The 12,858-nt window shown below is 66.5% G+C and carries 14 protein-coding genes and 1 pseudogene; 12 read left to right on the top strand and 3 right to left on the bottom strand.

Going from position 1 to position 12,858, the window contains the following annotated elements; genetic code table 11:
• Positions 1–145 precede the first annotated feature (145 nt).
• Positions 146–1,072, bottom strand: coding sequence for a phosphoribosylaminoimidazolesuccinocarboxamide synthase (locus QRO93_RS07970; RefSeq protein ID WP_164241292.1), 927 nt, complete (start codon positions 1,070–1,072; stop codon positions 146–148).
• 144 nt (positions 1,073–1,216) lie between these two features.
• On the opposite strand from QRO93_RS07970, the gene QRO93_RS07965 reads away from it, so the two are divergent.
• The 10 genes and pseudogenes from QRO93_RS07965 to QRO93_RS07920 form a co-directional block, all read left to right on the top strand.
• Positions 1,217–1,546, top strand: a complete 330-nt coding sequence (locus QRO93_RS07965; protein WP_005411327.1) for a DnaJ family molecular chaperone — start codon at positions 1,217–1,219, stop codon at positions 1,544–1,546.
• 30 nt (positions 1,547–1,576) lie between these two features.
• The gene (gene rpe, locus QRO93_RS07960) at positions 1,577–2,251 is read left to right on the top strand and encodes a ribulose-phosphate 3-epimerase (RefSeq protein WP_032127160.1); all 675 of its coding nucleotides are present in this window, start codon (positions 1,577–1,579) and stop codon (positions 2,249–2,251) included.
• 59 nt (positions 2,252–2,310) lie between these two features.
• The gene (locus QRO93_RS07955; protein WP_012481443.1) at positions 2,311–2,793 is read left to right on the top strand and encodes a GNAT family N-acetyltransferase; all 483 of its coding nucleotides are present in this window, start codon (positions 2,311–2,313) and stop codon (positions 2,791–2,793) included.
• A 291-nt stretch (positions 2,794–3,084) separates the two neighbouring features.
• Complete coding sequence (yegS, locus tag QRO93_RS07950) at positions 3,085–4,020, top strand: lipid kinase YegS (RefSeq protein ID WP_180878906.1); 936 nt, start codon at positions 3,085–3,087, stop codon at positions 4,018–4,020.
• Positions 4,021–4,325: 305 nt separating this feature from the next.
• The gene (trpE, locus tag QRO93_RS07945) at positions 4,326–5,801 is read left to right on the top strand and encodes an anthranilate synthase component I (protein ID WP_164088036.1); all 1,476 of its coding nucleotides are present in this window, start codon (positions 4,326–4,328) and stop codon (positions 5,799–5,801) included.
• 67 nt (positions 5,802–5,868) lie between these two features.
• Positions 5,869–6,639, top strand: coding sequence for an SIMPL domain-containing protein (locus QRO93_RS07940; RefSeq protein WP_180878908.1), 771 nt, complete (start codon positions 5,869–5,871; stop codon positions 6,637–6,639).
• A gap of 2 nt (positions 6,640–6,641) precedes the next feature.
• Positions 6,642–7,229 (top strand): aminodeoxychorismate/anthranilate synthase component II, encoded by a 588-nt coding sequence (locus QRO93_RS07935; protein ID WP_053509142.1) that lies wholly within the window; start codon positions 6,642–6,644, stop codon positions 7,227–7,229.
• Between the two features lie 16 nt (positions 7,230–7,245).
• Complete coding sequence (trpD, locus tag QRO93_RS07930; RefSeq protein ID WP_006474036.1) at positions 7,246–8,277, top strand: anthranilate phosphoribosyltransferase; 1,032 nt, start codon at positions 7,246–7,248, stop codon at positions 8,275–8,277.
• Between the two features lie 74 nt (positions 8,278–8,351).
• Positions 8,352–9,146, top strand: a complete 795-nt coding sequence (gene trpC / locus QRO93_RS07925; protein ID WP_014038737.1) for an indole-3-glycerol phosphate synthase TrpC — start codon at positions 8,352–8,354, stop codon at positions 9,144–9,146.
• Positions 9,143–9,811: pseudogene (locus QRO93_RS07920) on the top strand (haloacid dehalogenase-like hydrolase); the annotation flags it as partial. The gene trpC and the pseudogene QRO93_RS07920, both read left to right, overlap by 4 nt.
• Positions 9,812–9,855: 44 nt before the next feature.
• Here QRO93_RS07920 and QRO93_RS07915 read toward each other — a convergent pair.
• Positions 9,856–10,617: a sulfite exporter TauE/SafE family protein gene (locus QRO93_RS07915; RefSeq protein WP_006473912.1), complete on the bottom strand. Its 762-nt coding sequence runs from the start codon at positions 10,615–10,617 to the stop codon at positions 9,856–9,858.
• A gap of 62 nt (positions 10,618–10,679) precedes the next feature.
• Positions 10,680–11,369 (bottom strand): cAMP-activated global transcriptional regulator CRP, encoded by a 690-nt coding sequence (gene crp, locus QRO93_RS07910; RefSeq protein ID WP_010482649.1) that lies wholly within the window; start codon positions 11,367–11,369, stop codon positions 10,680–10,682.
• A 149-nt stretch (positions 11,370–11,518) separates the two neighbouring features.
• On the opposite strand from crp, the gene speD reads away from it, so the two are divergent.
• Complete coding sequence (gene speD / locus QRO93_RS07905; RefSeq protein ID WP_006473908.1) at positions 11,519–12,313, top strand: adenosylmethionine decarboxylase; 795 nt, start codon at positions 11,519–11,521, stop codon at positions 12,311–12,313.
• 169 nt (positions 12,314–12,482) lie between these two features.
• The gene (gene sugE, locus QRO93_RS07900; protein ID WP_005411314.1) at positions 12,483–12,803 is read left to right on the top strand and encodes a quaternary ammonium compound efflux SMR transporter SugE; all 321 of its coding nucleotides are present in this window, start codon (positions 12,483–12,485) and stop codon (positions 12,801–12,803) included.
• The last annotated feature ends 55 nt before the right edge of the window (positions 12,804–12,858 follow it).

The following is a 12,858-nucleotide window of genomic DNA, read 5'->3' as shown; positions in this document are numbered from 1 at the left end:
CCCCCCCCCCCCCCCCCACTACCCCAGGCAACCGGCAGTAGAGCCAGGCCATGCCTGGCTGCAGGCTTGCGAGGTTGCCGGCCAGCGGCCGGCCCTACCGCATTCAGAACGCCCCCCGGCCTTTCCGGCCGGGGGCGCGGGGGGATCAGTCGACGCTGATCCCGGCCAGGCGCTGCAGCGCCTCGGCGTACTTGGCGCGGGTGCGCTCGATGATCCCGGCCGGGATGCTCGGGCCCGGGGCGGTCTTGCCCCAGTCCAGCGTCTCCAGGTAATCGCGCACGAACTGCTTGTCGTAGCTCGGCGGGCTGGTGCCCACTTCGTACTCGTCGGCCGGCCAGTAACGCGAGGAATCCGGGGTCAGCATCTCGTCCATGATGTACAGGCGGCCATCGGCATCGGTGCCGAATTCGAACTTGGTGTCGGCCAGGATGATGCCGCGCTCGCGGGCGTAATCGGCGGCGAACTTGTAGATGCGCAGGGTGGCATCACGCACGCGCTCGGCCAGGTCCGCACCCACCTGTTTCACCATCGCATCGAAATCGATGTTCTCGTCATGGTCGCCGACGGCGGCCTTGGTCGAGGGGGTGAAGATCGGCTCGGGCAGCTGCTCGGCCTGGCGCAGGCCGTCGGGCAGGTCGATGCCGCTGACCTTGCCGGTGCGCTGGTAGTCCTTCCAGCCGCTGCCGATCAGGTAGCCGCGGGCGATGGCTTCCACCGGCACCGGCTTCAGCTTGCGGGTGACCACCGCGCGCTTGGCATACAGGGCCGGGTCCACGCCCTCGGGCAGCACGCTGGCCACGTCGATGCCGGTCAGGTGGTTGGGCATCAGGTGCGCGGTCTTGGCGAACCAGAAGTTGGAGACCTGGCAGAGCATCTCGCCCTTGCCCGGGATCGGGTCGGGCAGCACCACGTCGAACGCCGACAGGCGATCGGTGGCCACCATCAGCAGGTACTCGCCCGGCGGGGTTCCGGCTGGCAGCCGCTCGCGCGGGATATCGAACACATCACGCACCTTGCCGCGATGGCGCAAGGGCAGGCCGGGGAGATCGGATTGCAACAGCGTGGTTGGCACGGGCACTCCTGGGGCGTTGTCGATACGGCTGCTGCCCAACGGACCCGGCGGGCCCGCTGACCAGCGGGCGGCCTAGTGTAAAGCGGTCCGGGCCCGCTGTGACGTAAAATGAGCGTCCATTTCGTCGGTCGACCCCGGAGCGCCATGCGCTGGTACGGAAAACTGCTCGGATTCATCGCCGGCGCCCTGCTGTTCCGGCCCAATCCGCTGTTTGGCGCGGTGGTCGGTCTGTTGATCGGCCACGCCTTCGATTCGGACTGGTTCCGCCTGAACAAGGAGAACCCGTACCGGGAGCTGGGGCTGACCTCGGAGGCCACCGATGCCGAGGTCGAGCGCGCCTATCGCAAGCTGATCTCCCAGTACCACCCCGACAAGCTTGGCGGCGCCGCCCCCGAGCTGCAGCAGCAGGCCGAGCAGAAGTCGCGGCGGATCAATGCCGCGTACGACCGCATCAAGACCCTGCGCAAGCGCTGACCCTCTTTCCCCTCGTTGCAAGGCCCGGCCATGTCCAACTGCCTCATTGCCCCGTCCATCCTGTCCGCCAACTTCGCTCGCCTCGGCGAGGAAGTCGACAACGTCCTCGCCGCCGGCGCCGACTGGGTCCACTTCGACGTGATGGACAACCACTACGTGCCGAACCTGACCATCGGCCCGATGGTCTGCCAGGCCCTGCGCAAGCACGGCGTGACCGCGCCGATCGACGTGCACCTGATGGTCGAGCCGGTGGACCGCATCATTCCGGATTTCGCCGAGGCCGGTGCCACCTACATCAGCTTCCACCCGGAGGCCAGCCGCCACGTGCATCGCACCATCCAGCTGATCCGCTCGCTGGGCTGCAAGCCGGGCATCGTGCTCAATCCGGCCACGCCGGTGGACATCCTCGACTGGGTGCTGGATGACCTGGACCTGGTGCTGCTGATGTCGGTCAACCCGGGCTTCGGCGGCCAGGCCTTCATCCCCTCGGCGCTGGACAAGCTGCGCGTGGTGCGCAAGATGATCGATGCCAGTGGCAAGGACATCCGCCTGGAGATCGACGGCGGCGTGAAGGCCGACAACATCGGCGAGATCGCCGCCGCCGGCGCCGACACCTTCGTCGCCGGTTCGGCCATCTTCAATGCCAAGACCAGTTACCAGGATGTGATCGCGCAGATGCGCGCGAATGTCGCTGCAGCGCGCTGACAAAAAGGGGACGGAGGGGATTAAGCTCACTTAATTCCCTCCGTCCCCTTTTTCCGCTCATGGCACTGTTGAACATCCGCCCGGCCACCGTGGCCGATGCCGGCCTGATCCTGCATTTCATCCGCGAACTGGCGATCTACGAGAAGGCCGAGCATTCGGTGCAGACCGATGAGATCGGCATCGCCGAGAGCCTGTTCGGTGCCGACGCTACGGCACGCGCGCTGATCTGCGAAGCCGACGGCGAAGCGATCGGCTACGCGGTGTATTTCTACAATTACTCCACCTGGCTGGGCCGCAAGGGCATCTACCTGGAAGACCTGTACGTCAGCCAGGAAAAGCGCGGCGTCGGCGCCGGCAAGGCGCTGCTGAAGTACATCGCGCGCCAGGCGGTGGCCGAAGGCTGCGGCCGCTTCGAATGGTCGGTGCTGGACTGGAATACCCCGGCCATCGAGTTCTACACCGCTGCCGGTGCGAAACCGCAGGACGAGTGGACCGTGTACCGGCTGCAGGGCCAGGCGCTGCACGATTTCGCCAACGGTTGAAGCTCGTGGGGGCAAACCCCAGTTGGGTGGGCGCGGACCCCAGTTGGGTGGGTGCGAACCGCAACCCGGTGGGTGCGAACCTTGGTTCGCACTCCCTGTGAACTCAAAAAAAAAAGACCACGCCAATCACTGGCGTGGCCCTGCTGCATGCGTGGGAGGCTGATCCTGCCTCCATCCATCGTCCCTGCTATGGCCTTCCATTCTCCGGTAGCTGAATGACATCTGCGTGACATTCACTGGGGACAAACAGCGCATTGCTAGCCTGTGCCACCCCCGCACCGGAAGCACTGCATGACCATCCCGCGCTGGCGCCTGATCCTCAACGGAAAATCCGCGGGCAACGACGCGCTGCGCGACGCCGTCGGCCATTGGCGCAGACAGGGCGTGCAGCTGGACGTGCGGGTGACCTGGGAAGAGGGGGATGCCGAACGCTACGTGGCCGAAGCAATCGACCACGGCGTGGACGTGATCGTTGCCGCCGGTGGCGACGGCACGCTCAGCGCGGTGGCGGAAACGCTGGCGCATCGTGAGGAACCTGCCGATGCGCTGCCCTCGCTGGCGCTGATTCCGATGGGCACGGCCAATGATTTCGCCACCTCGGCCGGCATCCCGACCGAACCGAAGGATGCCTTCGCGCTGATCGGGCAGGCGCGGCCGCACGCCATCGATCTGCTGCGCGTGGACGCCGATGGCACGCCCTGGTGGTGCGCCAATCTCGCCAGCGGGGGCTTCGGTACGCAGGTCACCGTGGAGACCGATGCTGGCCTGAAGAAGATGCTGGGTGGGCTGGCCTATGTGATCACCGGCATCGCCAAGCTCGGGCGGATCGAGCCGATCAGTGCGCGCCTGTCGGGCCCCGATTTCGCCTGGGAAGGCGATTTCATCGCACTGGGCATCGGCAACGGTCGCCAGGCCGGTGGCGGCCAGCAGCTGTGCCCGCAGGCACTGATCGACGACGGGTTGCTGGATGTGACGGTACTGCCGGAGCTGGAAGGCGAGGTGACCGCCACGCTGGGCCAGATGCTGAAGTCGGGCACCCAGGCCGCGCTGGAACAGCTGGCCACGCGCGCGCGGCTGCCGTGGCTGCAGATCGCATCCGAGCGTCCGTTGACGCTCAATCTGGATGGCGAACCGGTGCAGGCCCGCCAGTTCCGCATCGAGTGCGTGCCGGGCAGGGTGCGGATGCATCTGCCGGCCGGCTGCCCGTTGCTGGCCGGGCAGGGCTAGAGCCGGCGGGTAGAGTCGACTGTTGGTCGACTTGCGCGCGCAGCGCGGGTTCTTACGCCGTCGGAACGAAGAGCAGTCGACTGACAGTCGGCTCTACCGGTCGCCGTTGCTGGTCCCCGTGGCCGGCCCCGGGCGTCGCGCGGTTCAGTTTCACAGGGTTCCCCTCCCGCCTTTGCTGCGATACAGTCAGCGGGTGTCCAGCCTGACGACCCCGCATACCCTTTCTTCCGCACGCCGTTGGTGGCGATGGTGGCCCGTTGCCGTCGTCCGCCCCCATAACGCTGTGTCCCGGAAGGAAAGTCGTCTTGAACTCGCACGCCCAGTTTCTGCAGCAGGCCGCTGAAGGCCACACCCACATTCCCGTTGTCCGCGAAGTGCTGTCCGACCTGGACACGCCGCTTTCGGTTTATCTGAAGCTCGCCGACGGCCCCAATACCTACCTGTTTGAATCCGTCGAAGGCGGCGAGCGCTTTGGTCGTTACTCGATCATCGGCCTGCCGGCGCGCCGCGTGTACGCCTTCCACGGCCACACGCTGACCGTGCGCGAGGACGGCCAGGTGGTGGAAACCCGCGAAGTGGCCGACCCGTTCGCCGAGGTCGAGGCGCTGCGCAGCGCCCACTCGGTGCCCAAGCTGGACGGCCTGCCGGGCTTCACCGGTGGCCTGGTCGGCTGGTTCGGCTTCGAGTGCATCGGCTACATCGAACCGCGCCTGGCACCGCCGGCCGGCCGCGATGAACTGGGTACCCCGGACATCCTGCTGCTCGATTCCAATGAGCTGGCGGTGTTCGACAACCTCAAGGGCCGCCTGTACCTGATCGTGCATGCCGACCCGCGTGTCGACGGCGCCTTCGAGCAGGCCCAGGCCCGTTTGGATGCACTGACCGCCAAGCTGCGCGCGCCGGGAGCGGGCTATCCGGCGCCGCTCAACAGCGACGTGCTGGACGAATCCGATTTCGTCTCCGGGTTCACCCGCGAAGGCTTCGTCGATGCGGTCCAGCGCAGCAAGGAATACATCCGCGCCGGCGACATCTTCCAGGTAGTGCTCAGCCAGCGCCTGAGCGTGCCGTTCAAGGCGCGCCCGGTGGATGTGTACCGCGCGCTGCGTGCACTGAATCCTTCGCCGTACATGTATTTCCTCGATGTCGGCGACCTGCAGGTGGTCGGTTCCTCGCCGGAAATCCTGGTACGCCTGCAGGACGGCGAAGTCACCGTGCGTCCGATCGCCGGTACCCGTCCGCGCGGCGCCACCGTCGAGCAGGACCTGGCGCTGGAAGCCGAGCTGCTGGCCGATCCGAAGGAGCGCGCCGAGCACCTGATGCTGATCGACCTCGGCCGCAACGACGCCGGCCGCGTCTCCAAGGCCGGTACCGTGGAAGTGGGCGAGCAGTTCGTGATCGAACGCTACAGCCACGTCATGCACATCGTCAGCGAAGTGACCGGGCAGCTGCAGCCGGGCCTGAGCTATGCCGACGTGCTGCGTGCCACCTTCCCGGCCGGTACGGTCAGCGGCGCGCCGAAGATCCGTGCGCTGGAAGTGATCCGCGAGCTGGAACCGATCAAGCGCAATGTCTACGCCGGCAGCATCGGCTACATCGGCTGGCACGGTGATGCCGATACCGCGATTGCAATCCGCACCGCGGTGATCAAGGACGGCCGCCTGTACGTGCAGGCCGGCGCCGGCATCGTCTACGACTCGGACCCGGACAAGGAATGGGACGAGACGATGAACAAGGGCCGCGCGCTGTTCCGCGCCGTCGCCCAGGCTGCCAAGGGCCTGTAAGCCTTCCCGTGCCATGGCCTGCGCCGCGGCACCTTCCGCTGTTCCCATTCAGGACAAGGAGTACCGCATGAAGCTGCTGAGCGCATTGCTGTGGTCGTCACTGCTGGCCACGATGGCCCCGTCTGCGTGGGCGCAGGCCAACACCATTCCCTCGCAGCCGCACCTGCTGGTGAAGGGCGAGGCGCGCCGCGTGGTGATGCCGGACCGGTTCGGCCTGCAGCTGAACATCGAAGAGACCGACATGGATGCCGATGCCGCGCGGCGCCGCGTGCAGGACAACGTTGCCCGCGTGCTGGCGCTGTTCAAGCAGTACAAGGCGGAGGAAGGCAGCGTGCGTGCGGACAATCTGCGCATTGGTCCTGCAACGCGCTATGAGCAGAGCCGGCAGGTCTTCATCGGTACCCGCGTAGGGCGCCAGCTGCGTGCCAGCTTCGCCAGCGTGAAGGCGATGCAGGACGTGCTGGGTGCGCTGAAGGCCAATGAGAACGTGCAGGTCAGCAGCGTGGCTCCAACCTATTCGGGCGAAGTGGCGCTGCGACGCGAACTCAAGGGCGAGGCGGCGGCACAGACGCGCGAGTCCGCGCAAGGCCTGGCCAAGGCTTACGGCACGAAGCTGCGCGGCCTGTACAGCATTTCCGATGTGGCGCCGAACTTTGCCTATGGCGTGCAGGCGGGGAATTGGCCTCGCGTCGACGACACGTTCGCGCCGCCCGCGCCGCCCGCGCCGCAGAACAGCATCGAGGCTACCGGTTCGAACATGCGCGAGTCGATCGAAGCCGGCCCCATCACCTACACCGAAAACGTGTACGCCATTTTCCTGATAAGCGACGGAACCTGACCATGTTGTGGATGATCGACAACTACGACAGCTTCACCTACAACCTCGTGCAGTACCTGCAGACGCTGGGCGCCGAAGTGAAGGTGGTGCGCAACGATGCGATGAGCGTGGATGAGATCGCCGCGCAGAAACCCGAGCGCATCGTCATCTCGCCCGGCCCGTGCACGCCCAACGAAGCGGGCGTGTCGCTGGAACTGATCGAGCGCCTGGGCCCGACCACGCCGATCCTCGGCGTGTGCCTGGGCCACCAGGGCATTGGCCAGGTCTACGGCGGTACGGTCATCCGCGCCGGCAACATCATGCACGGCAAGACCTCGCCGATCCGCCACGAGGGCAAGGGCGTGTTCGCCGGCCTGCCGGACCGCTACCAGGCCACCCGCTACCACTCGCTGGTGGTGGACAAGAACCGCCTGCCGGACTGCCTGGAAGTGACCGCCTGGACAGAGAACGACGACGGCTCGATCGAAGAGATCATGGGCCTGCGCCACCGCCAGTTCCCGGTGGAAGGCGTGCAGTTCCACCCCGAATCCATCCTCACCGAACACGGTCACGCCCTGCTGCGCAATTTCCTGCAGCGGCCGGCGGCCTGATCCAAGGAGCATTCCCATGAGCTTCTCCCCCCAGGAAGCCCTGCAGCGCACCATCGAACACCGCGAAATCTTCTTCGACGAAATGGTCGACCTGATGCGGCAGATCATGCGCGGCGATGTCTCGCCGATGATGACCGCCGCCATCCTCACCGGCCTGCGGGTGAAGAAGGAAACCATCGACGAGATCGCTGCAGCGGCCACCGTGATGCGCGAGTTCGCGCTGGCGGTGCCGGTGGCCGATCCCACCCACCTGGTCGACATCGTCGGCACCGGTGGCGACGGTTCGCACACCTTCAACATCTCCACCTGCGCGATGTTCGTCGCCGCCGCCGCCGGTGCGCGCGTGGCCAAGCACGGCAACCGCAGCGTGTCGTCCAAATCCGGCAGCGCCGATGCGGTGGAAGCGCTGGGCGCGGCCATCGAGCTGCAGCCGGCCCAGGTGGCCGCTGCGATCGAACAGACCGGCATCGGCTTCATGTTCGCGCCGATCCATCATCCGTCGATGAAGGTCGTGGCGCCGGTCCGCCGCGAGATGGGCGTGCGCACCATCTTCAACATCCTCGGCCCGCTGACCAACCCGGCCAGCGCACCGTCGGTGCTGATGGGCGTGTTCCACCCCGATCTGGTGGGTATCCAGGCGCGCGTGCTGCGCGAACTGGGCACCGAGCGCGCGATGGTGGTCTGGGGCCGCGACAACATGGACGAGATCTCGCTGGGTGCCGGCACCCTGGTCGGCGAGCTGCGCGACGGCAAGGTGCGTGAGTACGAGATCCACCCGGAGGACTTCGGCATCGCCATGTCGGCCAGCCGCAACCTGCGCGTGGACAGCCCGGAGCAGTCCATCGCGATGCTGCGCGCGGTACTGGACAACACCCCGGGCCCGGCGCTGGACATCGTCGCCCTGAACGCCGGTGCCGCCCTGTACGTGGCCGGCGTGGCCAGCGACATCGGCGACGGCCTGGCCCGCGCCCGTGCCGCCATCGCCAATGGCAGCGCCCGCCAGCGCCTGCAGCAGTACGTTGACACCACCCGCGCGCTGGTTGCCTGAGCGCGCGGTTCAGCCTGATCCCCTCGATGGCCGATAATGGCCGTCCTCACCGCCCCCGCATTGAACCGACGACGATGAGCGACATCCTGCAGACGATCCTGGCCCGCAAGGCCGAAGAAGTGGCCCAGCGCCGCGCCCAGCGCCCCCTCGAGGAGCTGCAGGCCGCCCTGGCCAGCGCCCCGCCGGTACGTGGCTTCGTGCGCGCGCTGCAGGCCGCGGTGGCCAATGGCGACCCCGCGGTGATCGCCGAGGTGAAGAAGGCCAGCCCGTCCAAGGGCGTGATCCGCCCGGACTTCCGCCCGGCCGACATCGCCGTCAGTTACGAGTTTGGCGGTGCCAGCTGCCTGTCGGTGCTGACCGACGTCGATTTCTTCCAGGGCGCCGACGCCTACCTGCAGCAGGCCCGCGAGGCCTGCACGCTGCCGGTGCTGCGCAAGGACTTCGTGATCGACGCCTACCAGGTGTACGAGGCACGCGTGCTGGGCGCCGACTGCATCCTGCTGATCGTTGCCGCGCTGGACGACACCCAGCTGGCCACCCTGTCCGAACTGGCGCTGTCGCTGGGCATGGACGTGCTGGTGGAAGTGCACGACATCGACGAACTGGAGCGCGCGCTGCAGGTGCCGGCGCCGATGATCGGCATCAACAACCGCAACCTGCGCACCTTCGAGGTCTCGCTGCAGACCACGCTGGACATGCAGAACGCCGTGCCGCGCGACCGCCTGCTGGTGACCGAGAGCGGCATCCTCGGCCCGCAGGACGTGGCGCTGATGCGTGACGCCGGCATCCACGCGTTCCTGGTCGGCGAGGCCTTCATGCGCGTGGAAGAGCCGGGCGAGGGCCTGCGTCAGCTATTCTTCGCGGCATGACAACGCACTATCCAACGCCGCGCGGGGATGCGCCGCTGGTGGTCTTCGACTTCGACCACACCCTCTACGACGGCGATTCGGGCACCCACCTGTTCGCCTCGCTGATCAAGCGCAATCCGCTGCGCATGCTGGCCGCGCTGCTGGTCACGCCGATCGCCGGGCCGATGGTGGCGATGCTGCCGACCCGTCGTGCCGGCATTTCGGTCTATGTGTGGATCGGCAGTTTCGGCCTGCACCGGGCGCGCGACTTCAACAAGGTGATTGACGCCTACGTGCTGCGCAATGAGGCGCAGATGCGCGCCAAGCTGTTGCCGCAGGCGCTGGAGGTATTTGCCGCGCACCGCGCCAAGGGCGACCGCGTGGTGGTTGCCACGGGTGCGCCACCCGAGCTGGCGCGCGCGATCCTGGCCTTTGTCGCCCACCAGGACGTGCCGGTGATCGGCACCGAGGTCGGCCCGCGACTGGGCGGGGTCGGCCCGACCCGGCACTGCCACAACGAAGAGAAGATGCGCATGCTGCGCGAGCGCGGCTACGGCGACATCGACATTGCCTATTCCGACAGTACTGCCGACCTGCCGCTGTTGCTGGCCGCCAGGGCGCCGGTGGTGGTGAACCCGAAGCCGGGCAAGGTGGACTTCTTCCGCCGCGTGCTGCCGGCCGGCACTACCGAACGCCGTGCATGCATCGCAGGGCCATGCCCGGCGAGCGCTCAGCGCGCCAGGTACCCGCTCAGCGCGTGGCCGATCTGGAATAGGCTGATGCCCAGCACCAGCACGCCGACGGCCACCAGCACCCAGCGCTCCTTCAGGCGCTTGACCAGCAGTGCGGCCACCGGGGCGGCCATCATGCCGCCGATCAGCAGGCCGGCCACGATCTGCAGGTGATGCAGCCCCATCGACAGCAGGAACGTTGCTGAAACCGTCAGGGTGACCACGAACTCGGCGGCGTTTACGGTGCCGATGGTGGTGCGCGCCTGGCCGCCGCGGGCGAGCAGGGTGGAGGTGGCCACCGGCCCCCAGCCGCCACCGCCGCTGGCATCCAGGAAGCCGGCCACGAAGCCCAGCACGGGTACCCGCTTGACCTCGCCCTTGGGCATCAGGCGGCCGGCGGCACGGGCCAGGATGATGATGGCCAGCACCAGCAGATAGAGATAGATGAGCGGGCGGATCACCTCGCCGGGCAGCTGGGTCAGGCCGTAGGCACCCACCGCGCCGCCCACCGCGCCGGGCAGGGCGAGGCGCAGGAACAAGCGCTTATCGACATTGCCGGCGACCAGATGCGACACGCCGGAGGCGCCAGTGGTGAACACCTCGGCGGTGTGGATGGCGGCGCTGGCCTGCGCGGGCGGGATGCCCATGGCCAGCATCACCGAGGACGACACCAGGCCGAACGCCATGCCCAGCGCGCCGTCGACCAGCTGGGCGCCGAGGCCGATGAGGATGAACCACCAGAATGCGCTGCTCAGTTCCATGCACCGAGCCTAACGCGCGAAGGAGTGCGGACCAAGGTCCGCACCCACCGGGTGCTCAACGGTCAACGGGTGCCGTACAGCACCACGGTCTTGCCGCGTGCGTGCAGCAGGCCGTCGGTCTGCAGCTTCTTCAGCACGCGGCCGGCCATTTCGCGCGAGCAGCCGACCAGGCGGGCCAGTTCCTGGCGCGAGACGCGCAACTGGCTGCCCTGCGGATGGCTCATCGCCTCCGGCTCCTGCGCCAGGTCGTGCAGGGTGCGCACGATCCGGTCGGTAACGTCCAGGAACGCCAGGCGGCTGGCCTTGCGGCTGGTGTCGAGCAGGCGCTTGGAGATCTGCTGGCCCAGCGCATACAGCAGGCGCGGGGCGTCGGCCGACAGCGGGCCGAGGAACAGCTGGTGCAGGCGTTCGTAGCTGATCTCGGCCAGTTCGCAGGCGGTACGGGTCCGCAGGATCACCTCGCGGCGGTCCGATTCGACGAACAGGCCCATCTCGCCCACGAACTCGCCGGCACCGAAGTAGCCCAGCACAAGCTCGCGATCGTCATCTTCCTCGGCCATGATCGAAACCGAGCCGCTGATGACGTAATACAGGGTTCCCGCCGGGTCACCGGGTCGGAAGACGTCGGTACGGGTGGGATATCGCCGCCTGTGGCTGTGCGCCAGGAAACGATCGATGGTGGCGATATCCAGGGCCAGTGGACTGCTAGCTAGGCGCACGGTTGACACGATAGGGGCGCTCCCTCTGCGCATGAACGGATTCACGGGGTCGATAGCGGAGCTTAACCAGCGCAATTGTTAAGGGCAAACAGTGTGCCAGAACTCTTGCGTCTTCACGTTCCCCCCGGGGGCAGTTTGCCCCATAATTCCCCCTTTCCCTTCTTACACAGGAATCGACCGCCGTGGTCAAGCCGTTGCCTCGCCTGAGGCTGCAGGGTTTCAACAACCTCACCAAGGCGCTGAGCTTCAACATCTATGACGTGTGTTACGCGCGCACCGAAGAGGAGCGTCAGCGTTACATTGAATACATCGATGAAGAGTACAACGCCGACAGGCTGACTCAAATCTTGACCGATGTCGCCGAGATCATCGGCGCCAACATCCTGAACGTGGCCCGCCAGGACTACGACCCGCAGGGTGCCTCGGTGACCATCCTGATCTCCGAAGAGCCGGTGATCGACAAGAAGCAGGCCGGCAAGGAGCTGATCTCCGACGCCGTGGTCGCGCACATGGACAAGAGCCACATCACCGTCCATACCTACCCGGAAACCCATCCGCAGGAAGGTATCGCGACGTTCCGCGCGGACATCGACGTGGCCACCTGTGGCGTCATTTCCCCGCTGAAGGCCCTGAACTACCTGATCGAAAGCCTTGAGTCGGACATCGTGATCATGGACTACCGCGTCCGTGGCTTCACCCGCGATGTGAAGGGCAAGAAGCACTACATCGACCACAAGATCAACTCGATCCAGAACTTCCTGGCCAAGAACATCAAGTCGCGCTACGAGATGTTCGACGTCAACGTCTACCAGGAAAACATCTTCCACACCAAGATGCACCTGAAGGACTTCGACCTGGACCAGTACCTGTTCGAGGAAAAGGCCAAGAACCTGTCGTTCAAGGAACGCATGAAGATCGAAGCGCTGCTCAAGCGCGAGATCGAAGAGCTGTTCCACGGCCGCAACCTGTCCGAGTAAGCCCCATGCGCGATGCCCGCAGGCATCGCCGCCCAGGCGGGACGACCCGCCCTGTGGAACCCCTGTACTGCGCAAGCGTCATGGCTCCACGGTGATGTACCGACCCACGGCCCGGTGTGAAAACACCGGGCCGTTTCGTTTTTTCAAAAAAGGTAAGGAGCCCCCACCCATGCCCTGGATCTACCTGCTGCTGGCCGGCCTGTTCGAGATCGGTTTCGCCCTTGGAATGAAGTACTCCGAAGGCTTCAGCAAACCCCTGCCCACCGCTGCCACGGTGGTGTCCGCCCTGATCAGCCTGTACCTGATGAGCCAGGCGATGAAGAGCATCCCGGTCGGCACCGCCTATGCGATCTGGACCGGCATCGGCGCCATGGGCGTGGCGGTGCTGGGCATCTACCTGTTCAACGACAGCGCATCGCCGGCCCGCCTGGCCTGCGTCGGCCTGATCGTGGCCGGGGTGATCGGCCTGAAGCTGGTCTCGCCCAATTGATCGGTAGTGGCGGCCGCTGGCCGGCAACCCCGTAGGCACCGCCGAAGATCAGGAG

The organism is Stenotrophomonas maltophilia group sp. Smal17, from assembly GCF_030237045.1.
GTDB classification, from domain to species: domain Bacteria; phylum Pseudomonadota; class Gammaproteobacteria; order Xanthomonadales; family Xanthomonadaceae; genus Stenotrophomonas; species Stenotrophomonas forensis.
The sequence above is the reverse complement of the archived record's forward strand: the minus strand, read 5'-3'. Positions and strand labels throughout refer to the sequence as shown.